The sequence below is a fragment of the Thermomicrobium sp. 4228-Ro genome, assembly GCF_026241205.1.
Taxonomy (GTDB): Bacteria; Chloroflexota; Chloroflexia; order Thermomicrobiales; family Thermomicrobiaceae; genus Thermomicrobium.
Genome location: NZ_JAPFQM010000006.1, coordinates 128,321 through 150,206 on the forward strand (window position 1 = coordinate 128,321; position 21,886 = coordinate 150,206).

At 65.3% G+C, this 21,886-nt stretch carries 19 protein-coding genes; 10 read left to right on the top strand and 9 right to left on the bottom strand.

Annotated elements, in window-relative coordinates; genetic code table 11:
- Positions 1–2: 2 nt before the first annotated feature.
- Both OO015_RS10145 and OO015_RS10150 read right to left on the bottom strand, forming a co-directional pair.
- A complete protein-coding gene (locus OO015_RS10145; RefSeq protein WP_265941146.1) occupies positions 3–1,685 on the bottom strand; it encodes an acyl--CoA ligase family protein in 1,683 nt (560 codons plus the stop codon).
- Positions 1,686–1,778: 93 nt separating this feature from the next.
- Positions 1,779–3,128, bottom strand: coding sequence for an MFS transporter (locus OO015_RS10150; protein WP_265941147.1), 1,350 nt, complete (start codon positions 3,126–3,128; stop codon positions 1,779–1,781).
- Between the two features lie 511 nt (positions 3,129–3,639).
- Between OO015_RS10150 and OO015_RS10155 the strand changes: the two genes are divergently transcribed.
- From OO015_RS10155 to OO015_RS10180, 6 genes are all read left to right on the top strand, one after another.
- A complete protein-coding gene (locus OO015_RS10155; protein ID WP_265941148.1) occupies positions 3,640–4,809 on the top strand; it encodes an aminomethyltransferase family protein in 1,170 nt (389 codons plus the stop codon).
- 220 nt (positions 4,810–5,029) lie between these two features.
- The gene (locus tag OO015_RS10160) at positions 5,030–5,386 is read left to right on the top strand and encodes an ArsR/SmtB family transcription factor (protein ID WP_265941149.1); all 357 of its coding nucleotides are present in this window, start codon (positions 5,030–5,032) and stop codon (positions 5,384–5,386) included.
- Positions 5,387–5,390: 4 nt separating this feature from the next.
- Positions 5,391–5,585: an FmdB family zinc ribbon protein gene (locus tag OO015_RS10165; RefSeq protein WP_265941150.1), complete on the top strand. Its 195-nt coding sequence runs from the start codon at positions 5,391–5,393 to the stop codon at positions 5,583–5,585.
- Positions 5,586–5,668: 83 nt separating this feature from the next.
- The gene (locus OO015_RS10170; protein WP_265941151.1) at positions 5,669–6,070 is read left to right on the top strand and encodes a DUF302 domain-containing protein; all 402 of its coding nucleotides are present in this window, start codon (positions 5,669–5,671) and stop codon (positions 6,068–6,070) included.
- Positions 6,071–6,082: 12 nt separating this feature from the next.
- Entirely contained in the window at positions 6,083–7,480 is a 1,398-nt protein-coding gene (locus OO015_RS10175) for an MBL fold metallo-hydrolase (protein WP_265941152.1), read from the top strand.
- Positions 7,481–7,601: 121 nt separating this feature from the next.
- Positions 7,602–7,937 carry a rhodanese-like domain-containing protein gene (locus OO015_RS10180; protein WP_265941153.1) on the top strand — a complete coding sequence of 112 codons (336 nt, stop codon included), beginning with the start codon at positions 7,602–7,604 and terminating at the stop codon, positions 7,935–7,937.
- 15 nt (positions 7,938–7,952) lie between these two features.
- Here OO015_RS10180 and OO015_RS10185 read toward each other — a convergent pair whose 3' ends face one another.
- The 6 genes from OO015_RS10185 to mftA form a co-directional block, all read right to left on the bottom strand.
- Positions 7,953–9,167, bottom strand: coding sequence for an NAD(P)/FAD-dependent oxidoreductase (locus OO015_RS10185; protein ID WP_265941154.1), 1,215 nt, complete (start codon positions 9,165–9,167; stop codon positions 7,953–7,955).
- A 159-nt stretch (positions 9,168–9,326) separates the two neighbouring features.
- The gene (locus tag OO015_RS10190; protein WP_265941155.1) at positions 9,327–9,929 is read right to left on the bottom strand and encodes a CDGSH iron-sulfur domain-containing protein; all 603 of its coding nucleotides are present in this window, start codon (positions 9,927–9,929) and stop codon (positions 9,327–9,329) included.
- A gap of 130 nt (positions 9,930–10,059) precedes the next feature.
- Positions 10,060–11,607: a mycofactocin biosynthesis glycosyltransferase MftF gene (mftF, locus tag OO015_RS10195; protein WP_265941156.1), complete on the bottom strand. Its 1,548-nt coding sequence runs from the start codon at positions 11,605–11,607 to the stop codon at positions 10,060–10,062.
- A 44-nt stretch (positions 11,608–11,651) separates the two neighbouring features.
- Complete coding sequence (gene mftC, locus OO015_RS10200; protein ID WP_265941157.1) at positions 11,652–12,749, bottom strand: mycofactocin radical SAM maturase; 1,098 nt, start codon at positions 12,747–12,749, stop codon at positions 11,652–11,654.
- Positions 12,739–13,005, bottom strand: coding sequence for a mycofactocin biosynthesis chaperone MftB (mftB, locus tag OO015_RS10205; protein ID WP_265941158.1), 267 nt, complete (start codon positions 13,003–13,005; stop codon positions 12,739–12,741). Before mftB ends, mftC begins: the two co-directional genes overlap by 11 nt.
- An 8-nt stretch (positions 13,006–13,013) precedes the next feature.
- Entirely contained in the window at positions 13,014–13,178 is a 165-nt protein-coding gene (gene mftA / locus OO015_RS10210) for a mycofactocin precursor MftA (protein WP_265941159.1), read from the bottom strand.
- Positions 13,179–13,452: 274 nt separating this feature from the next.
- Between mftA and OO015_RS10215 the strand changes: the two genes are divergently transcribed.
- From OO015_RS10215 to OO015_RS10230, 4 genes are all read left to right on the top strand, one after another.
- Positions 13,453–14,568 carry an NDMA-dependent alcohol dehydrogenase gene (locus tag OO015_RS10215; RefSeq protein ID WP_265941160.1) on the top strand — a complete coding sequence of 372 codons (1,116 nt, stop codon included), beginning with the start codon at positions 13,453–13,455 and terminating at the stop codon, positions 14,566–14,568.
- Between the two features lie 432 nt (positions 14,569–15,000).
- Positions 15,001–16,230 (top strand): pre-mycofactocin synthase MftD, encoded by a 1,230-nt coding sequence (mftD, locus tag OO015_RS10220; protein ID WP_265941161.1) that lies wholly within the window; start codon positions 15,001–15,003, stop codon positions 16,228–16,230.
- Positions 16,231–16,545: 315 nt separating this feature from the next.
- Positions 16,546–17,664, top strand: a complete 1,119-nt coding sequence (locus OO015_RS10225) for an NDMA-dependent alcohol dehydrogenase (protein ID WP_265941162.1) — start codon at positions 16,546–16,548, stop codon at positions 17,662–17,664.
- Between the two features lie 428 nt (positions 17,665–18,092).
- Complete coding sequence (locus OO015_RS10230; protein WP_265941163.1) at positions 18,093–19,865, top strand: ScyD/ScyE family protein; 1,773 nt, start codon at positions 18,093–18,095, stop codon at positions 19,863–19,865.
- Positions 19,866–19,929: 64 nt separating this feature from the next.
- Here the strand turns inward: OO015_RS10230 and OO015_RS10235 are convergent, their stop codons facing one another.
- Entirely contained in the window at positions 19,930–21,357 is a 1,428-nt protein-coding gene (locus OO015_RS10235; RefSeq protein WP_265941164.1) for an aminomethyl transferase family protein, read from the bottom strand.
- Positions 21,358–21,886: the final 529 nt, after the last annotated feature.

A 21,886-nucleotide genomic window follows, 5' to 3' on the forward strand; every position in this document is an offset into this window, starting at 1 on the left:
GATCAGTGGATGCGCTTCTCGTAGCCCGCCCACTCGCGTTCCCGCAGGACGAACTTCTGGATCTTCCCAGTCGAAGTCTTGGGCAAAGCCTCGACCAGTTCGACCTGCTTCGGGCACTTGTAGTGGGCGAGCCGCTCGCGGCAATAAGCGATCAGCTCCTCCGGCGTCGCCTGCGTGCCAGGCTTCAGGACCACGAACGCCTTCGGCACTTCACCCCACTTCTCGTCCGGGATGCCGATCACGGCGCACTCCAGCACTGCCGGATGCTGGTACAGCACCCGCTCGACCTCGATGGTCGAGATGTTCTCTCCGCCACTGATGATGATGTCCTTCTTCCGGTCGCGCAGCTCGATGTACCCGTCCGGGTGCATGACCGCGAGGTCACCGGAATGGAACCACCCACCGGCGAACGCTCTGGCGGTCGCCTCCTCGTCTCGGTAGTAGCCCTTCATGACGTTGTTGCCGCGCATCACGACCTCGCCCAGCGTCTGCCCGTCGGCCGGAACGTCGCGCATCTCGTCGTCGACCACCCGGAGTTCCGGCGCATGGATGTACCCGACACCCTGCCGGGCCTTGAGCCGCGCCCGCTCCTCCAGGGGCAGTGCGTCCCATTCCGCGTGCCACTCGCACACCGTGTGCGGGCCATACGTCTCGGTGAGCCCGTAGACGTGAACGATCCGTGCCCCCATCTCCTCCATCTGCGCGATCGTCGCCGGTGCCGGCGGCGCAGCAGCCGTCAGCACCGTGACCGCGCGCGGGAAGCGGTAGTCCGGACTCGGCCGACCCTGCAACAGCATGATCAGGACCGTCGGCGCTCCGCAGAAGTGCGTGACCCCCTCCTCCTCGATCAGCTGGTAGATCCGTGCCGGATCCACCTTCGGCAACACTACGTGCGTCGCACCGATCCCGGTCACCGCGTACGGGAAATACCAGCCGTTGCAATGGAACATCGGCAGCGTCCAGAGATAGGCGCTCTCCGGTACCAGGCGCGCCTCGATGATCTCACCCAGCGCGTTCAAGTAGGCACCACGGTGCGTGACCATCACGCCCTTCGGTCTTCCAGTCGTCCCGCTCGTGTAGTTGATACTGAGCACGTCCTCTTCATCACGGAGCGGGTAGACCGAGGGTTCTGGCGAACCTTCGGCGAGCAACGCTTCGTACTCGACATCCGCGACCGCCGAGCGCGCCGGCGACGGATCGCCATGCCGCGCATCGATATCCACCCAGACCACCAGCTGGAGTTCCGGCAGACTCGCCCGGATCGGCTCGATCAGCCCGCTCAACGCCCCATCCAGGATGAGCGCTCGCGCCCCCGAGTGCTCGAGAATGTACCGGATCTCGTCACTCGCGAGCCGCACGTTGATCGGCACCAGGATGCCGCCCATCTGGGGAACGGCGAAATGCGCCTCGAGCGCCTCGAGACTGTTTCGGCAGAGTACCGCGATCCGATCGCCCACCGCCAACCCACGCCCACGCAGCGCACTGGCCAGCCGGTAGACCCGCGCACCGAACTCGCGGTACGTCAACCGCCGTGCTCCGTCGACGACCCCGACCTTGTCCGGGAAGACGTGCAACGTGCGCTCGAGCAACATGAGCGGCGTGAGGAGCGATCGATAGGGCGGCAACCCCTCCCACTGCGGACGCGACCAGAGTTGCTGGAACAGGGGCTTCGTCTCGATCTGCATCGCTCGTTCCCCTCTCTCGACTCATCGGTGCCGGTGGCGGGTCGACTTCTCAGTCCGCCACCGATCACACCAGCGACGGCTGTCGAGCTCCAATTATTCTCCCTCGCCGGTCGCAAGAGTCGTTCCCGGCTGTTCCCAGAGCCGCTGCTGCGCCGTCTCCGGCAGGCAAAGCAGGCCCACCACCAGACCGACGAGCGGCAGCGCGATCGGATAGACCAGAGCCCACATCAGGTTGCCGGTCGCTGTCTGCACCCAGGTCGTCACGTAGGGCACGAGGCCACCGCCCCAGCCGTTGGCTGCGTTCTGGACCACACCGAGCGACGTATAGCGCACCTGCGTCGGAAAGGACTCGGCCAGCAGCGCCGGCAACGGCCCCCAGACCATCGCTGCGATGACCATCAGCGCCAGCACCGTGAACACGGCCGGCCAGTACTGGAGCTGATCCTTCTGGGCGAAACGACCGAGCAACGTGTAGAGCGGGTAGAAACCCACGATGGCGAGTACGAAACCGGTCAGCACGATCGGCTTGCGCCCGATCGAATCGGAGAGCCATGCCACCAAGACATGCAGCACCGGAGCGACGATGAGGCCGGGGAGAAGGATCTTGTAGGTCGTGATCAGATCGAGCTTCTGCGCTGTCTGGAGGAAGAAGAGGGCCCAGAAGACCGCCGTGTACCACGCAACAGCCTGTCCGAACGAAACCGCCGCCGCGATGAGCACGCGCCGGAGGTTTTCACCGGTGAAGGTGACCTTGAGCGGATTCCGGACCGTCGCCCGGCGTGCCTTGAGCTCGGCGAACATCGGCGTTTCCTGGAGGCGCAACCGGACGTACAGCGAGATCAGGACGAGGACGAGCGAGAGCAGGAAGGGAATCCGCCAGCCCCAGGCCTTGAACGCCTCCTCACCGAGCGCCGTCCGCACGCCCAGCACGACGAAAAAGCTGATGATCAACCCGTAGATCGCCGCCGGGCTGAGCAGGCCGGTATAGAACCCGCGCTTCCCGTCCGGTGCATGCTCGGCAACGTACGTCAAGGCACCACCCCACTCGCCCCCGACACTGAGCCCCTGGACCACGCGCAGGAGGAACACCAGAACCGGCGCCAGCACGCCGATCGTGGCATAGGTCGGGAGCACGCCGATCAGAGCCGTACCGAGTCCCATCCCGAGCAGCGTCAGCAAGAAGACACGCTTGCGTCCGATCTTGTCACCGTACCAACCGAAGAGGATCGCACCCAGCGGGCGGAACAGGAACCCGATCGTGAAGATCGCGATCGTGTTCAAAAGACTGGCGATCGGATCACCTTTGGCAAAAAAGTGTGTCGCCAAAATGGACGCGAGGCTCCCGAAGATGTAAAAGTCGTACCACTCGATCGCCGACCCGACCGTCGAAGCGGCGATAACGAACGCTAGATAGCGTCGACTGTGGTTCGCTGCCTGTGCCATACCGCCTGTCCCTTCCCTTTCCTGGTCGCGTCAGGCACGCGACCGTGCACGTATCACCCGATCACCTGATATCCACAGGATAGCACCGATTCGGCCAGTAACGAGACCGTCCCGGCACCTCACCGCCAGAGCACGCGACCGAAACGTACCGCGCTTCCTGGCCTCACTGGTTCGAGGGGGAACACTCGCAGATTCGGGGCCAGAACGCGAAGAGCACGTTCATCGTCGGGCACGGAGCCGGCGCCAGTGATCGCGCGTTCGTGGCACTCCGCTGGACCTGCTGCATAGCTGCCGGCTGCTCCCACCCTGACGACTGCGAACCGCCTCGCGATGCATACGCGTACCACAGCCTATCGCGAGCTGTCAAGCTTCCCTGGCTCGAGACGCAGCCGAACCCGACCTGCCTCGAAAACGCTCCACCCTCCACCGCCAGGCACGCACCGCTCCGACCGAGCACCCGCTGGGGTACCATCCGATTGTCCCGTGTCGCTCGTTGTCCGGGGAGGGGCCGATGTCGCCAGAACCGCCGACCGTGCCGGTTCTCCGCTCGCTCCGGACCGGAACGACCATCTCCTTCCCTGCATCGTCCCGCTATCGCCCGCGTGCCGACACAGTCTTCCACCGGAAAGTGCTTCCCGCCCTGTACAGCGACCCGCTCGACGAATACCGTGCCTCGACCGAGGGCGTCGTCCTGTGGGACATCGGCACCGAAATCCCGATCGAGGTGAGCGGCCCAGCTGCCCTGGAGTTCCTCGACCAGGCAGTCACGCGCGATCTCCCGCGCTGCCCGGTCGGCGAATGCCGGTACGTCTTCGTCACCGACCAGCATGGCGGCATCGTCAACGATCCGGTCGTCGTTCGTCTCCAAGCGCAACGCTTCTGGCTCATGCCGTCCGAGAGCGATCTCCTGCTCTGGCTCCGTGCTCTGGCTGCCGCGACCGAGGCCGAGGTCGTGATCCAACCGGTCGATACCGCTCCGCTCCAGGTCCGCGGACCCCGCGCCCGCGAAGTCGTCCGGGCACTGGCTGGTGACGAGGTGGCCGACTTGCCCGACTACCGCTTCGCACGGACGCGCATCGACCGGTTCGAGGTGGTGACCCGTACCGGCTTCTCCGGCGAGCTCGGCTACGAGCTGATGCCGCTCGATGGCTCCCGCACTGGCCCCGCCTTCTGGGAAACCGTCCGTGCAGCCGGCCGTCCGTTCGGAATCCGTGTCGCCGCTCCCAGCCAGATCCGCCGCATCGAGGCAGGCATCTTTTCCTCTGGCGTAGACATGACGCTCGAGACCGATCCGTTCGAGCTGACCGGGTACGGATGGATGGTCAACCTGCGCAAGCTGCCGTTCGTCGGCCGGAGCACCCTCGTGCGTATCGCGCGAGAAGGCCCGCGCTTCGAGGTCGTCGGCATCACGATCGAGGGCGACCCGCCGCCGGAGTTCTGGGGTGGACTCCTCGTCGAGCCCCTTCCGGTCTTCCGGCCCGGTGATACCGAGCCGACCGGCCGCGTCACGTCAGCCTGTCTCTCCCCTGCGCTCGGTTGGATCATCGGCTTCGCTCGCCTCCCGGCCACCGCTGCTGCACCGGACACCGAACTCGTCGTGCAGACGAGTACCGGGCTCCGCCGGGCACGCGTCGTTCCTACCCTATTCGTCGATACCGAGAAGCGCCGGGTGAAGAGCTGAGCCCACGTCGTCCACCCAGAATGGTCGCGACCCGCCGGTGCAGCCGCTCCACGTCAATCCGGCATCGGATAATCCCCTTTTCCCCTCGCTGCTGCAGCACTGGCCGTCAGACCTGCTGCCAACGACCGCTCCTTGCACTGCGCTACCCCCTATGCATTAGAATATTCGCGCATTCGAATAGAGCCGCGCACGATCGATCTTGCGAAAGGAGGAAGCGACGTTGAATTACGACGAACGGGAGCGCCGGCGCGAGCTCTACCGCCTCCAGGCGATGCTCTGCCAAGTGCTCGCTGACCCCACCCGTATCGAGCTCATCGAGCTCTTGGGCGAAGGGCCCAAAGCGGTCAAGGAACTCGCCCAGGCGACCGGCCAGCGCCAGGCCAAGATCAGCCAGCATCTCGCCGTGCTCCGGCAACGCGGTCTCGTTCACGCCCAGCGCGTCGGTACGGAGATGCACTATTCCCTGACGGACCGGCGCATCCTCGACGCGTGCCATCTGACGCGCGAACTCCTGCTCGATCAGTTGCTCCGCCAGGGCGAACTCGCCGAGTCCGTGTTGTTCGCAGAACGGGGGTGAGAGCGTGCCGATCTACGAGTATCGCTGCCAGCGCTGCGGCTACCGCTTCGAAAAGCTGGTTCGCCTCTCGCAAGCCGCCCAACCGGTCGTCTGCCCCAATTGCGGCACTGACGAAACCGAGCGGCTGCTCTCCGCATTCGCCGCTCGCTCGACTGGCGATACCGGAACCGCCACGAGTTGCTCGACCGGCGGTGGTTGAGCGATTCGCTGGTAAATGCGAGCCGTTGGCTCGCCACGACTCCAGCGAGGAAGACATGAGGTCGGATGGAAAGGAGCGAAAGCATGTTCGTCGGACGCTATGGCTTCGGCATCGATCTCGATCGTCCCTTCGACGATGTCCTGAACGCCGTGCAGGAGGCACTCAAAGAGCAAGGCTTCGGTGTCCTCACCACGATCGACGTGAAGGCGACCCTCAAGCAGAAGCTCGGCCTCGACATGGAACGCTACGTCATTCTGGGTGCCTGCAACCCGCCGCTCGCACATCGGGCACTGGAGACCGAGCGGGAAGTCGGGCTGCTCCTCCCGTGCAACGTGGTCGTCCGCGAGGTCGACGGCAAGACGCGTGTCGAGATCGCCGATCCCAAGGCGATGCTCGGCATCGTCGGTAACCCCGCCCTCGATGACCTGGCAAGCGAGGCGCGGGCCCGGCTCGAGCGTGCATTGCAGAAGCTCGAAGCAGCCTGAGGAGGGATTGCGATGTTCTTCCAGCAGATTCTCCGCACCGACATCGGTTGCGCTGCCTATGTCGTCGGCTCGACCGACGCAGGACTCGCGGCGGTCGTCGACCCGCGGATCGATATGGTCGACGAGATCCTCGAGCTTTTGGAACGGGAAGGGCTGCAGCTCCGCTACATCGTCGAGACGCACAACCACGCCGATCATGTCTCGGGACACCACCAGCTGGCCGAAGCGACCGGTGCCACGATCGCCGTCTCGGCGCTGGCCGGAGTCGCCTATCCGCATCTTCCCCTGCACGACGGTGACGAGCTCGAACTGGGTGAAGTCGTCCTCCGAGCGATCCACACGCCGGGGCACCGGCCCGAGCACATCGTCATCGCGGTGATCGACCGCACCCGCGGGAACGATCCCTGGCTCGTCCTCACCGGCGATACGCTCTTCGTCGGTGACGTCGCCCGCCCCGATCTCGCGATCGACGGCACGGAGGGCGCCGCTGCCCTCTTCGACTCGCTGCACCAGCGCTTGCTCCAGCTACCGACCGGTACGCTCGTCTTTCCCGGCCATGTCGCCGGGTCGCTCTGCGGCCGCGTCAACAACCGGATGCCCCTCACGACGATCGGCTTCGAGAAAGAGCACAACCCAGCCCTGCACATCCGCGATCGCGCCACCTTCGTGCGCTTCATGAACGAGAACCTGCCGGAGCGTCCGCCCAACCTCGCGCGCATCGTCGACCTCAACCGCGGAGCCGAGCCACCGCGCCTCGGGCGCGCCGTGCCCCTGCCACCAGAACGCGTGCGGGAACTGCTCGACCAAGGTGCCGCCGTGCTCGATGTCCGCTCGCCAGCAGCCTTCGCGGCGAGCCATATTCCTGGAGCCATTTCCGTCGCGCTCGACGGTGGCCAGTTCCAGAACCGCGTCGGGCTCGTCCTACCCCCCGATCGTCCGCTCGTCCTGGTCGTCGAACGTGATGAGGACGCGCACCGCGCCGTCCGGATGCTCGCCGTCATCGGCTACGACCAGGTCGTCGGCTATCTGGCGGGTGGCATGTCAGCTTGGGAACGTGCCGGTTATCCCTACCGCACCCTGCCGATGCTTACTGTCCACGAGCTGGCGCGCTGGCTGGAGGAACAGTCACTCGTCCAGGTCGTCGATGTCCGTGAGCGCTCCGAATGGGTCGAGGGGCATATCGAGGGAGCACGCCACATTCCGTTCTACCGGCTCCCGCGCGAACTCGGTCAACTCGATCGTACGCGCCCACTCGCGCTCGTCTGCGGTGCTGGGACACGGAGCGTCCTCGCTGCCAGCCTGCTCCAGGCCCACGGCTTCGACCATCTCTACTCGGTCGAGGGCGGCATGGACGCCTGGCGAGCTGCCGGCTATCCGGTCGCTCGTGGAGCCACTGTGACGATCGCCTGAAGACCAGCACGACTGCACATCCGATCCCAGTGGTGCGCGCCAAACTGCACCACCGGGATCACTACTGTTCGTCTGTCGAAGGAGTTGGTGTACGACGACGGGTTCGGAAGGAACGATCGAGATGTTGACCCGCTTGTTCGGTCGGCCACAAGTGCCTGAGATTTCACCTGCCGAGGCCCAGGAACGCCAGCAGCGTGGCGCACTGGTCATCGACGTTCGCGAACCTGACGAGTGGCGTACCGGTCATATTCCCGGTGCCCGCCTCATTCCGCTCGGCGAGTTACCCCGGCGCCTTGCCGAACTCGATCGGCATCAGGAGATCGTCCTCGTCTGTCGCAGCGGAAACCGCTCGGCCCAGGCCACACTCTGGCTCCAACGGGCCGGTTTCAGCCGGGTCGCCAATCTCGCCGGTGGCATGATCGCGTGGGTGCGAGCTGGCTTGCCAGTGGAGCGTTGAGCCTCGCTCGCTGGCTCAGCTCATGAGCTGGCGCAGGTCGACGTTCGGGTCAGCCAGCAGCGACCGGTCGACCTGCGCCAGGGCTTCCACCAGTCGGCGAGCAGGCCGCATCTCGCGCGGTCGACGGACGATCACCGCACCGTAGATCCGGCCTTCCTTTAGATAAAAAGCGGTGAATGCTGGTTGGTCGAGATCGCCCCGGACAACCACCTCGTCCCATTCGACGGGGTACCCGTATTGCTGGATCGTCAGGTCGTACTGGTCGGACCAGAACGAGGGTACCGGCACGTACGGTTCCGGCTGACCGGCGACCGCTTTGGCCACCGCAGCGCCCTGTTCCAGCGCATTATCGTAATGCTCGACCCGGATGAAGCGCTCGACCCGGGGATGCCACCAGCGCGCCACATCGCCAGCCGCCCATACCCCTGGGACGCTCGCCGCACAGGTCGCGTCGACCACGACACCGTCATCGATCCGGAGCTCTCCCACGATGGCCGGTAACGCTGGCTGCACACCGATACCGACCACGACGAGGTCGCACGGCAGGGCCGTCCCATCGTCGAGTACGACCCGCTCGACACGCTCTTGCCCCTCGATTCCGACGACGCGTCGTCCCAGATACAGCGCGACACCCTGCCGCTCGTGCACCCGCGTGATCGCAGCACCGATCTCCGGGCCGAGCACTCGCCCCAGGAGCACTGGCAGCGTCTCGACGAGCGCCACCTGTTTCCCCAAGAGCCGCGCGCTCGCCGCTACCTCGCAACCGATGAATCCGCCACCGACCACGAACACCCGTTCGGCAGCCGCCAGCGCTGCGCGCAACGCTCGCGCGTCCGCGAGTGAGCGGAGCGTAAAGATCCCGGCAAGCTCGGCTCCCGGTACCGGTAAGCGGTTCGGCCTCGCCCCCGTCGCCAGGACGAGCTGGTCGAAGCCGTGCTCGCTCCCGTCACCCGTCCGCACGACCCTTCTCTGGAGGTCGATCTCCTCGACCGGTGTGCCTAGACACAGCTCGATGCTCCGCTCCTCGTAGAACGAAACCGGCTGGAACAGGAGGGCATCCTCGTCCTTCTTTCCGGTGAGAAATTGTTTCGAGAGCGGTGGCCGCTCATAGGGGGCTACTGATTCCGCCCCGAACAGGACGACGCGCCCCTGATAGCCCGCCTCCCGGATCGCGTTGGCGAAACCATACGCCGCTACCCCTGCTCCGACGACGATACACGTCTCAGCCATCGTTGCGGCCCCCTCTTCGATCGCCCAGCCCGCGCTTCGCCGAAAACTTCTCGGACCACTGAACCGCACCGGCCCCAGCTCCCGAGGTCATGACTGGTCCTGTCCGACGAAGCTACTGCCCCGCACCGGTGCCGCACGAGTCCGGTCGCGAGTCCCCCTTCACGGTTGCCGCGGTCGTCGTGACACGTAGACCACGCCCTCACGGACGACGACATCGTAGACCGGCAGCGGTCGTGTCGCTGGCAAGCTCGTCACGCGCCCAGTGGCCAGCTCGAACCCGGAACCGTGGAGCGGGCAGTAGACGACACCGTCCTCGAGATCGCCTTCAGCCAGTTCCGCCTCTTCGTGCGTACAGATGCCGTGAATCGCGTACAGCCGGTCACCGAACCGCACCAGGATACGCGGCTCTCCATCGACTTCGAAACGCACGAGCTGCGCCTCCGGTACCTCGGCGAGCGGTCGCACGGCAACGTATTCGTCAGGAGCAGTCGTTCGCTCAGCCATTCCACTCGTCGCTGCTTCCGGCTCGGGCTGACTGGCTGCTTCCATACGACGCCGGACTTCCGCCCCCAGGTCTCCCTGGAAGCCGATCCGCTTGTGCGTGCCATCGCAGAACGGCTTCTTCGCTGAGCCACCACACCGGCACAGCCAGATCTCGTCACCCTCGTACGGAATCTCGTTTCCCTCATGATCGACCAAGACAACGCGCCCCTGCACGTGGTACGGGCCATTCTTCCGAACCGTGATGCGGACCTCACTCACCGTTCACCCTCCAGGCCTACTCATGACCGCGTCCTCCAACGCAACTATAGCGTTGCGGAAAGGCGGCGACAGACCACATCGGCTCGAGAAGTCCGCGGTTTCCCAGCTCGCTGTCGACCGCGGCTCGTCGTCACTCGGGCCGGAAGCGAGGCCAGTACAGGCGGAGTTCCACGAGCAATGGGCGGAGCGTCCGATACCGCACACAGCCGAAAAGCAACCCAACGTTGTTCGCGAGATCGTCGAGGATGTGGCCAAACACGAACCGGAAAGGATCGAGCCGTGGTCGCTTTCGCGCATAATCAGCACCGGCAGTCGCGATCAGGCTCGACCACGCCACAAGAGTGAGCCAGCGCCCCAGCGGGCGTCGGCGAAGCACTGCACCCAGCGTCAGCAGCGGCCAGGTGTAGTACCGGCTGATCGTTCCCCCGAGCCAGTAGGTTGCCGCGAGCATCCCGCGCAACTCGGCACGCACCAGCGTCCGCACTGGTAGGTGAGCACCGCTACGCCGGACGCTCGACACTGCCGCCACCAGATCAGCGAGCAGTGGAACGAGGCTGAACAGGAACACCCAGCGGGAACACCGCCTCCAGCACCAGAGAGCCCAGCCTGCACCGAGCGCGAGTGCCACCGGCATCACCACTGCGTGCCGGTACTGGGGATGCCGCCTGACGAGCACGACTTCCGAGCTGGCGTAGGACGCCCGCCGCACGAGGAACGGCCAGAGCCGGTCTCGGTGATCGTGTGCGACGAGACCTTGCGGCCGGTAGAGCACACGCCCGCCACGCGCGCACAGCCGCCAGATGAGGTCGACGTCCTCCCCCGGATGGATCCGGGCGAAGCCACCCGCATCGAGCAGCGCTTGCCGGCGCACCAGCATGTTCGCCGTCACGAGATACGGCACGGCACCCCGCGGCTGGACGCGCACCGGTTCCCAGCCGTGAGTCAAGGGCGACTCGACCGCCTCGTAACGGTCGAGCCAGGCCGCCTCGTCGACCGGTAGGACTGCACCGCCGACTGCCACCACACTCGGTCGCACGAACTCGGGTGCGAGCTCGCGTAACCAGCGAGGATGCGGCAGACAGTCACTGTCCGTGAAGGCGATAATCTCACCGCGAGCGGCGCGTGCCCCCTGGTTCCGACACTCTGCCGCGCCGACCTGCTGCGGTAGCCGGATCAGCTGGAGCGCGAGACGCTCCTTCCAGGCTTCCGCCCGCGCCGCCGTGTCGTCGGATGACGCGTCATCGACGACGATCACTTCCCAGCGATCCGATGGGTACTCGAGACGGGCCAGAGCCGCAAGACACGCGTCCAGCTGCCTCGGCCGATTCCGTACCGGTACCACGATCGAGACGGTGGGCAAAAGCTCGTCCGGTACCGACCATGTCAGGTATGCCAGTCCCTCGTCGCTCAACCGCTCCAGGAAGGCGATGGCGCTCTCTCGCCGGAGGCCAGGAACAGCCTTGAGCACTCGCTCGACATCGGGATCGTCACGCAGGGCCTGGAGGAGTGGCTCTACCTTCGGATGGACACGCAGTAGCCGCAGCGGTCGCTCAGCGAGGAGCCACACGCCACCACCCTGGCGGACCAACCGTGCCCGAAGACGGCAGTGCGCCGTGACCTCCGAGTGACCGCCACGGCGCACCGCTTCCTCATCGCCGTCTCTGCGAATCGCTTTCACCGAGCCTATCCGACCTCAGGATGTCCGCCGATCCAGCCTCTTTTTTAGGAGGCTGCTGGCACCGTCGCCATTCGTCGCGGCCTACGCACCGGGCGCGGGTGGAGACGGAGCGGCAACACGACGTCGGTGGGCCCCGTCTCCGGCGCGAAGACGCACTCCGGATCCGGCGCGTCGAGCGGCGTACCGGTGAAGTACTTGACTGCGAAGCACCCGCTCTGGCAACGCGAGTAGGCCGAGCACTGCTGGCAGGTCGCACCAGCCTCCCACTCGCGCAACCGCTGGAAAAGCGGCGAGTACCGCCAGATCTCCGTGAAGGACTGCTCGCGCACGTTGCCTGCCTTGAACTCCTCGGTCAGCACGAAGGGACAGGCGTACACGTCGCCGCGCGGGTCGACGCAGCAAACGATGCGCCCAGCACCGCAGAGGTTCAACCCTTCGAGCGGCTGACCGAGCGCCGAGAGGTGGAAGAACGAGTCACCCGTCAAAACGTCCGGGTGCGCGAGCAGCCAGCCAAAGAGCTGGTGACTCTGGGCACGTGTCAGACGCAGCTCGTGCCACACCTCTCGCCCTCGACCGGACGGGCGGAGCCGGGTGACCCGAAGCTGTGCGCCGTACGACTGCGCGAGCGCGTAGAAGGCATCCAGCTGGTCGAAGTTGCGCCGCGTCAACACGACATTGATCTTGAACGGGAAGCCGCGCGCTGCGAGGAGGTCCATCGCTCGGCGCGCCAGCGCGTAGGAGCCAGCTCCGCGGATCGCGTCGTTCACCTCGGCTGTCACACCGTCGAGGCTGATCTGTACGTCGAGGTAAGGTGTCCGCGCGATCCAGTCGGCGACCGCCTCGTCGATCAGACTCCCGTTGGTGCTGAACTTCACCCCGATACCACGAGCGATCGCGTACTCCATCAGCTCGAAGAAATCAGGGCGGATCAGCGGCTCACCGCCTCCGACATTGATGTAGAACACCCGGAGCGCAGCCCACTCGTCGATCAGCCGCTTCGCTTCTTCCGTCGTCAGTTCGTCCGGCGCTCGCTTGCCCGAGGAGGAGAGGCAGTGGACACAGTTGAAATTACACGCGTAAGTCATCTCCCAGGTCAGGCAGATCGGCGCGTCAAGCCCACGACGCAACACCTCAGTCCACATCGACGACCCCCCTGCGGCGCAACCCCTCCAGGAGCGGCAAGATCTTCGTCACAGCGTCTTCCGGCAAAGCACCTGATGCCCGCAGGCGCTGCGCCATCTCGCCGATCGTCTCGTCGCCCGTCCCTTCGACGAACGGAACGAGCCAGGGCGGAATGAAGAAAAGCCGGCGCTCGTGATAGGTGTAGGCGAGCGCCCCGAACGGTTCCGGTCGGAGCGCCGCCGTCCGCGCCAGCCTCGTGCGGTTCTCCCAACGCATCACGCCGATCAGTAGACCCCGCACATCCCGTCGATCGTGATCTCCCGGAGCAGCAGTTCCACCAGCTCCTCGGTTTGGTCCGCCTCTTCAGCTGCCTGCGTCACCGCTGCGACCGGCTGCTCCTCGTCGACCACGACCGCCTGCTGTTCGCACGGCTCCAGCACCGGCTCCATCGTCTCCGCTCCCTTCCCAACTACGCACTTCGCCCTTCGCTGCGTCCACATCTGGATGTCAGCCGGAGTATAGCCAGTACCCCGCACAGTGTCAATGCGCTACCGAAACCGCCAGAAAGTCTGGACTCCTCTCGTGCAAGAGCCACACCTTGCCGCAGAAACGCTTGACAGCTCTTCAGTCTTCTGCTATACTGAGCTTAGATAACATTTTCTACGACAGTGCTGTCAATGGATAGAGAGCGTTGGTAGGGTGGACTCGTGAAAGGGGGAGTCTATGAAGACGCGAGCGGCCGTGCTGTATGGTCCGACCAAGACGTTTAGTGTTGAAGAATTGGAACTGGATGAACCCAAAGCCGGCGAAGTCCTCGTCAAGATGGTCGCCACCGGTATCTGCCACTCCGACTGGCATTTCGCTACCGGTGACCATCCGGCGCGCTACCCGATCGTGTGCGGCCACGAAGGTGCCGGCATCGTCGAGAAGGTCGGCCCCGGGGTCACCGACGTTCAGCCCGGTGATCACGTGCTCCTTACCTTCATCCCGCCCTGCGGGAAGTGTCGCTGGTGCCTGACTGGTCTTCCGGTCCTCTGCGACCGGGGCGCGCAGGCCACGATCGGCGCGCAGCTCGACGGCACCTTCCGTCTCCGCAACAAGGACGGCCAGGACGTCGGTCAGTTCGCCATGATCGGCTGCTTCAGCGAGTACACGGTCGCACCGGCCGATGCCATCGTGAAGATTGACCCCGACATTCCGCTCGATAAGGCCTGCCTGGTGTCCTGTTGCGTGCCGACCGGCGTCGGCGCCGCCGCGAAGCGCGGTGAAGTGCGCGCCGGTGATGTCGTTGCCGTCTTCGGCCTCGGCGGGGTCGGCATGAACGCCGTCCAGGGTGCCGCCCTCGCCGGCGCCGCCAAGGTCATCGCCGTCGACGTCGTCCCCTGGAAGCTCGAGGCCGCCCAGGAGTTCGGCGCTACTCACACTATCAACGCCCAGTACGAAGACCCCGTCCAGCGCATCCTCGACCTCACCAACGGCGTCGGCGCCGACAAGACCATCGTCACCATCGGCCACGTCGAACCCGAGCACATCGGCATCGCCTACCGCGCTACCCGCAAGGCCGGCCGCTGCGTCGTCGTCGGCCTGGCCCCGATCGCGACCGACTCCATGAAAGTCCCACCAGCCGATCTGGTTCTCTTGGGCAAGGAGGTCGTCGGCACCCTCTACGGCCACGTCAACCCGCGCGTCGACTTCCCCTACCTCCTGCAGCTCTACCGCGCCGGGCGCCTCAAGCTCGATGAACTGGTCACCAAGACCTACACGCTCGACGAGATCAACCAGGGCTATGCAGACCTCCTCGAAGGCCGCGTCATCCGCGGCGTCATCCGCTTCGCCTGATACCGGCATTGCGAGCCTGGTGCGAACGCTCCACCGGAGCACTCCGGTGGAGCGTTCGCCACGCGTGACAGGTGTTTCGGTGCTGAGCACAGACCGAGTCCGATCAGCTCGGCGTTCGCTGAGCGAGCGACGGGGTAATCCGGGACACCGTGATTAGGAATACCTCTCGCGCAGGTCCGGCCCTCCATCCGGCATGACCGGAACCGTCGACACGGCACAGGAACCGCCAACCTGTTCGGATGTGTGCTGACACTGTATACCTGAACTGTCGGAGGCGACCCGGGCTTCCGCACGCGCCGGCCGGACAGCTTCGCGTGACACACTTCTGTTGAGTACTGGTGGATCGGTCCGGTCGTGCCGCGCTGAACTGTGGTGAGTGCAGGCGATTCATCGGTACGGCGCGAGTCGTCACGGGAAGAGTGCGGAGGGACTATGGCCAGCACACGGCACTGGTTCGAGACTATCGCCGAAGCGCAACGGCGCGCCAAGAAGCGTCTTCCCCGCTCCGTCTACGATGCGATCATGGCCGGGAGCGAGCGTGGAGTAACGTTGACCGACAACGTCGCAGCCTTCGCTGAAATCGGCTTTTTGCCCCGTATCGCTGGAGCTCCACCGCAGCGCCGGCTGGCGACGACCGTCCTCGGTTTCGAGATTGCCTTCCCGGTCATCATCTCTCCGACTGGTGTCCAGGCAGTCCATCCCGATGCCGAGGTCGCCGTCGCCCGGGCAGCAGCTGCCGCTGGCACCATCATGATCTTGAGTTCCTTTGCCTCCAAGCCGCTCGAAGAAGTCGTGGCCGCGAACCCCCGCACGTTCTTCCAGATTTACTGGCTCGGCACTCGCCAGCGCATCCGTGCGCTTCTCGACCGCGCCAAGGCAGCCGGTGCTTGTGGGATCGTCGTGACGCTCGACTGGTCCTTCGCCACGCGTCGCGACTGGGAGAGTCCCTTCATCCCCGATCGCCTCACGTTCCGCAACATGCTCAGGCTGGCTCCGGAAGCGCTCGCTCGCCCCGGTTGGCTCTGGCAGTACCTCAAGCGCGGCAAGCTACCGGATCTCACCGTTCCCAATCTGGCCCAGCCTGGCCAGCGCCCGCCAACGTTCTTTGAGGCCTACTTCGAGTGGATGCAGACGCCGCCACCGACCTGGGAGGACATCGCTTGGCTGCGTAAGCAGTGGGACGGCCCCTTCGTCATAAAGGGTGTCCTCCATCCAGAAGATGCCCGACGGGCCGTCGACATCGGCGCTGACGCGATCTCCGTTTCCAACCATGGCGGGAACAACCTCGACAGTGCCCCAGCCACCATCCGTGTCCTCCCGACCATCGTCGAGGCCGTCGGCGACCGCATCGAGATCCTGCTGGATGGTGGAATTCGCCGCGGCAGTGACGTGGTCAAAGCGCTCGCGCTCGGCGCCCGGGCAGTTCTCATCGGCCGCGCCTACCTGTGGGGTCTCGCTGCCAACGGCGAGGCCGGGGTCCGCAACGTGCTGGAACTCCTGCGCAGCGGTATCGACGAAACCCTGCTCGGGCTCGGCAAGGCCTCGGTCCACGATCTTTGTCCCGACGATCTCATCATTCCGCCGGGTTTCGCTCTCGGACCCTCGGCTGCGGTCGCCCACTGGCGCTCCCGCGAGCCGAGCATGCACCCGCTCCCGGTCTGAGTCACGCCGCCTGCCGACTCCGGCACGCCGTGCTCTGAGCCGGTCGCACCGACCGGCGCATCACCTTGTCGCGAGCCACCGGCACCTATCACATCGTTACAGCATCTTCGGTCGTCCCCAGCAACAACCGTCCCTGCGCAGTGACCACCGCAGCTCGACGAGAAGGCCGTTTCGCGAACTGTTCACGATAGCCGAACACGGCCATTGACGACACTTCAGGACTGATGTTAGGGTACGGCTAGTGCCGGAACGAACCCGCCTCAGCGCGAGGCGCTCGAAGCGGCGGCACTCGTGGGGTACCGAAAGGGGGAGTCGGTGAAGACGCGCGCAGCCGTCCTCTGGGGGCCGACCCAGCACTTCGAGATCGAAGAACTCGAGCTCGAAGAACCAAAAGAAGGCGAGCTGCTCATCAAGCTGGTCGCCACTGGCCTGTGCCACTCCGACTGGTACTTCGCCACCGGTGACAGCCCTGGCCGGTACCCCATCGTCGCCGGGCACGAGGGTGCAGGAATCGTCGAAAAGGTCGGCCCCGGTGTGACCGACTTCCAGCCGGGCGACCATGTGGTCTTGACGTTCATCCCGCCCTGCGGCAAATGCCGCTGGTGCCTGAGCGGTATCCCGGTCCTGTGCGATCGCGGCGCCAACGTGACGATCGGTGCCCAGCTCGATGGTACCTTCCGCCTCCACACCAAGGATGGCCAAGACGTCGGCCAGTTCGCCATGATCGGCTGCTTCAGCGAGTGGACGGTCGCACCGACGGACGCCGTGGTCAAGATCGATCCCGACATTCCGCTCGACAAGGCCTGCCTCGTCGCCTGCGCTGTCCCGACCGGTGCCGGCGCTGCGATGTTCCGAGGCGGGGTCCGTCCCGGCGACACGGTCGCGGTCTACGGTGTCGGCGGTGTCGGCATGAATGCCGTCCAGGGAGCTGTCCTCTCCGGCGCCGTGCGCGTCATCGCGATCGACCGCGTACCGTGGAAACTGGAGAAGGCTCGCGAATTCGGCGCTACACACACTATCGATGTGAACCACGAGGACGTTGTCCAGCGCGTCATGGAAATCACCAACGGCGTCGGTTGCGACAAGGTGCTCCTCACGCTCGACCACGTCAAGCCGGAGCATGTCGGGATCGGTGCCCAGATCACGCGCAAGGCTGGACGCCTCGTCATTGTCGGCGCCTCCGGCCGCGGCATGGACCATATCGCGGTGACGCCCCGCGAGTTCATGCTGCTCGCCAAGGAGATCGTCGGCACGATCTTCGGGCACTCGAATCCGAAGGTCGATATCCCGCGCTTCCTGGAGTTGTACAAGGCTGGCAAGTACAAGCTCGACGAGCTGGTGACCAAGACCTATAAGCTCGACGAGATCAACCAGGGCTATCGTGACGTCGTCGAAGGACGCGTCATCCGCGGCGTGCTCCTCTTCGATCACTGAGCATGCCGCACGACGGTGTACGACTCCGTCGTGATTGAACGTCGCACACTCCTCGCGAGGTGACCCGGCCCTCGATCGGGGTGGCTCGGACAACCGAGTTACCCCGATCTCTTTTTGCCTCGAGCAGTCCCGCCACATACAGGCGCACCCCTCGGCTGTCCGACCATCGTCACCATCCGACCCTGCGCACGACATGAGGCGTCCGACGACCTTCCGGCTGGAGCTTCGCGCCCCCGAGCCGCATCCCGCTACCGATACCGCTCCCTGCAGACGCACCGCACCTGGATGTACCCGTCCGAGTCGGGACTGCGCCGCGTCACCCGACCCGCACTCGACCGATCTGCGCACCCTGGCCAGCCGTTCGTTGCCGGCCGGAGATTGGCTACCACGTGACCAAACGGAGGACCGACTCTGAGGCACCTGCAGGCATGGGCAGTGTTGTCCTGACGGTTAGGCTTCTCTCAGCCGCATTCGCGAGAGGAGGCGAAGGGCTCCCAGGACGCTCCCGACCCGACGACACACGCGACGAGCAGAGACGCCACGAAAGTGAGACCCCTGATGGACAAACGAAAGCGCGCATTCCCCAGCTTCCGCTGCTCCTGGTTCTGACGCTGCTACTGGCTCTGACGCTCCCGGCAGTAACGCACGCGCAACCGGCGGCTGCTCCCTGCCGCGACTTCCCGGAGACCGGTCACTCGGTCTGCCACGGCTTTCTAGCTTTCTGGGACGAGTTCGGCAGGCTGCCGTTGTTCGGCTATCCCTTGACCGACGAGATGACTGTCAACGGTACAGTCGTCCAATATTTCGAGCGTGCCCGGTTCGAGTGGCACCCTGGTGCCGCACCTGACCATCATGACGTCCTGCTGGGACTCCTCGGCACGGAGCAAGCAGCCAGCCGGCAAGGCCAATCACCGTTTCAACCAGCGACACCTGAACCTTCGGCACGCTACTTTCCGGAAACAGCTCACAATCTCTCGGGCGCCTTCCGCACGTACTGGGAGACCTACGGTGGGCTCGCGCTCTTCGGTTTTCCGATCAGCGAGCCGTACGTCGATCACGGTACGACGATCCAGTACTTCGAGCGCGCTCGTTTCGAGTCCCATCCAGGGAAGGCACCCGAACGTGCGCACGTGCTGCTCGGTCTCATCGGAGCCGAACAACTCCGTCTCCAGTCACTGACGACCGTCGCGACTGGGCTCCGCAACCCGCGTGGCATGACCGTCACCACCGACGGCACCGTCTACGTCGCTGAAGCAGGGAACGGTGGAGACACCGTCTGCGTCCCCGGCCCGGAGGGCAACAACGTGTGCTTCGGAACGTCCGGAGCGATCACGCGCATCATCGGTCCGAGGACTGAGCGCATCGTGACCGGTCTCCCCTCGCTGGCCGAGCCCGACGGCTCCGCCGCGATCGGCGTGCACGATCTCCTGATCGGACCTGACGGCATGCTCTATGTCCTCTTGGGTCTCGGCGCCGACCCCGCGGTTCGCGCCCAACTACCGCCGGAAGCTGCGCACCTGGGTCAGCTCCGCCGCATCGCCGCCGACGGGACACGCACGGTCATCGCTGACCTCGCCGCGTACGAGGCCAGCCATGACCCGGACGGCGCCGGCCCGGACAGCAATCCGTACGCCATGCTGGTGGACGGTGACCGCTTCATCGTCGTCGATGCCGGTGCTAACGCGCTCCTCAGCGTCACGATGACTGGGGAGATTACCACACTTGCGGTCTTCCCACCGTTCATGGCTCCAGCACCGCCTTTCCTCGGCCTTCCACCTGGAATCGAAATCCCCGCGCAAACGGTTCCGACCAGTGTCGCGAAGGGCACTGACGCTGCCTACTACGTAAGCGAGCTGACGGGATTTCCCTTCCCGGTCGGCGCCGCCCGTCTCTGGCGCGTCGTGCCAGGCCAGGATCCGCAAATCGTCAGCACCGGCTTCACCAATCTCATCGATCTTGCGGTCGCACCAGACGGTTCGTTCATCGTCCTCGAGATCACGGCGCACGGCCTCCTCGCGGCACAGCAAGGCCTTGTGGAGGGGGCACTCGCCCAGGTCACCGCTGATGGGACCTACGTACCGATCCTCCCGACCGGTCTCGTCACCCCCACGGCATTCGTGCGTCTCCCGGACAGCTCGCTCCTGGTGACCCAGAACAGCCTGAGCGGCGACGCAGCTGAACTGGTGCACGTCTCAGGATGACCGGAAGGCAACGCGGGAGTGCGGGACTCATCCCCCACTCCCGCGCCCTGCCACGGCAGTGAACTCAACGGTGGGCTTTGACCTGTGCCCAGTACTCCTGCGCCACCTTGCTCAAGGGCACCGGCGCCACCGTCGCCCGCACCTCGAACGGCCGGTGCCGCTCGATCCACGGCTGGCTCCGCTCGCCCCCGTCGAGCTCGCCCCAGACCACGACGACTTCTGTTCCCGGTGTCGCGTACGCCTCGTCGACCAGCCCGAGCGAGACGACCTTGCGCTCCGTCGCCAGGTACCCCGTCCACTGGGAGATCCCAATCAGCTCGCCCTGCTCGTTCTGCACCCGGTCGTACTTCCATACGGCATACTGCGCCACCGGGAGATCGAGGTACTTCGCCGGCGTCCCTTCTTCGAACAGTGCCGCGCGCATCAACGCCAGCACGTCATCGACGTTCCACACGAGCGTCACTTTCTTCCGGTGGGGCTGCTCCCGCAACCGCTCGAGTGCCACCCGGCCGATGAACTCATGGTCGAACTTGATGATCCGCTCGTACCCCAACTCGTACGGCGTCACGTAGTAGTCAGCGATGTTCGGCGAGTAGAAGCTGCCACCGATCGCCCGCGTCGCCTCAGCTGAAGTAAGCGGCAGCCACTCGCGGTACGGCCGGAGTTCCTCGCCCGTATAGATCGCCGGCAGCGGTGCGGCGAACCAGCCCGATTCGAGCGCGTTCGTGAAGTAGGCCAGTGGCCCCAGCCGACGCAAGCCGAAGCGTTGCCCGGCCTCGAGAAGCGCCCCCAGTACCGTCTCCCGATCCTCCCAGGGGCCGGACAACTCGAACCCCGGTGAACCGGTCATGCTGTGCCGCATCACCCAGACCGGCCGTCCGACGATCCGGAGTTCGACGAAATTGAAGAACGTGATCTCCGGCGCCGGTCCACCGATCAACGTCTCGAGGAGCGGTGTCGCGTTCGGCCCCTCGATCTCGAACCGGTAGAGCGTCCGCCGACCGGCCGGGTTCAACGCGAAGAGTGGATCCTCCTCGATCCGCACGTCGAATCCACCGGCCTCGGCGTGATACTTGATCCAGTTCATCGTCATGTCGGCCCCGACGAGAACCATCGTCTCCGGCTCGAGGCAGTAGAGGATCGCGTCGCCGATGATGTGGCCGCTCGGGGCGCAGGCGACGAACTGCTTCGCCTTTCCCGGGGCAAAGTTCTTGAAGCTGTTCACCCCGAGGTACTCCAGTAGCCGCACCGCATCCCGCCCACGCACCCAGAGATTCACCATGTGGAACGTCTGGTCGGACAGGCCGACCGATTTCCACCACGAGCGCTGCTCGTCTCGCCAGTTCGTGAACTCCGGTAGCACGTGAGGCGCCGGTTGCAGGAGCGTGATGTACGGCGTGATCGCGCTCTTCTGGTTCCCGAACAGGTAATCGACGATGCTGGGCACAGAATCGATCAGTTCCTGGAGCGTGCGTGGAGCGTTTCCCGCCATGGTACCCCTCCTGACTGCTCGAACCGCACCGCACTGCCGACTCCTGGCCTGGGTGGACTCCGTTCCCAGCAACTCCCTCCTGACCGCCCCCACGCGCAGGCCGCCGGGCCCATACCACGCTGTACCCACGAGTCCTTCGGTTCGATCGGTGCTCCGCGAGCCTGCACGGCAGCCTACCGATCGTCCTACCTGCCCCGGAATCTCAGCTTATAGCTTAACTGAGGCCTGTCCGCCCCACAAGCGCCCACCGTTACAAGCCCGTGACACCACACGGTAGCCCGAGAACTCGCTCCGGGCGAGATAACGCCACATACTTCGGTGCACCGGCTGAAACCCGGGAAAGCCGCGGGCGATCGGTCATCCGTGCAAGCCACGTGACCACGGCTGGGTCATCGCGACTCGAGCATCGTGTTCCGTAGCTGTGAAAATGGCCCTTACAGCCCACCTGCGAACGAGTCGCTCGGGACCAGGCAGGAGTTCCTGCCCATCGCCCTCGGCTTCGTCCTGTGCGAACCACCGGTCACGAATG

Bases quoted from the DNA above. Each gene is read 5' to 3' on its own strand.
- OO015_RS10145 (WP_265941146.1), bottom strand. From the start codon at position 1,685: ATGCAGATCGAGACGAAGCCCCTGTTCCAGCAACTCTGGTCGCGTCCG.
- OO015_RS10150 (WP_265941147.1), bottom strand. From the start codon at position 3,128: ATGGCACAGGCAGCGAACCACAGTCGACGCTATCTAGCGTTCGTTATC.
- OO015_RS10155 (WP_265941148.1), top strand. From the start codon at position 3,640: ATGTCGCCAGAACCGCCGACCGTGCCGGTTCTCCGCTCGCTCCGGACC.
- OO015_RS10170 (WP_265941151.1), top strand. From the start codon at position 5,669: ATGTTCGTCGGACGCTATGGCTTCGGCATCGATCTCGATCGTCCCTTC.
- OO015_RS10175 (WP_265941152.1), top strand. From the start codon at position 6,083: ATGTTCTTCCAGCAGATTCTCCGCACCGACATCGGTTGCGCTGCCTAT.
- OO015_RS10180 (WP_265941153.1), top strand. From the start codon at position 7,602: ATGTTGACCCGCTTGTTCGGTCGGCCACAAGTGCCTGAGATTTCACCT.
- OO015_RS10185 (WP_265941154.1), bottom strand. From the start codon at position 9,167: ATGGCTGAGACGTGTATCGTCGTCGGAGCAGGGGTAGCGGCGTATGGT.
- mftC (WP_265941157.1), bottom strand. From the start codon at position 12,749: ATGTGGACTGAGGTGTTGCGTCGTGGGCTTGACGCGCCGATCTGCCTG.
- mftB (WP_265941158.1), bottom strand. From the start codon at position 13,005: ATGCGTTGGGAGAACCGCACGAGGCTGGCGCGGACGGCGGCGCTCCGA.
- mftA (WP_265941159.1), bottom strand. From the start codon at position 13,178: ATGGAGCCGGTGCTGGAGCCGTGCGAACAGCAGGCGGTCGTGGTCGAC.
- OO015_RS10215 (WP_265941160.1), top strand. From the start codon at position 13,453: ATGAAGACGCGAGCGGCCGTGCTGTATGGTCCGACCAAGACGTTTAGT.
- mftD (WP_265941161.1), top strand. From the start codon at position 15,001: ATGGCCAGCACACGGCACTGGTTCGAGACTATCGCCGAAGCGCAACGG.
- OO015_RS10230 (WP_265941163.1), top strand. From the start codon at position 18,093: ATGGGCAGTGTTGTCCTGACGGTTAGGCTTCTCTCAGCCGCATTCGCG.
- OO015_RS10235 (WP_265941164.1), bottom strand. From the start codon at position 21,357: ATGGCGGGAAACGCTCCACGCACGCTCCAGGAACTGATCGATTCTGTG.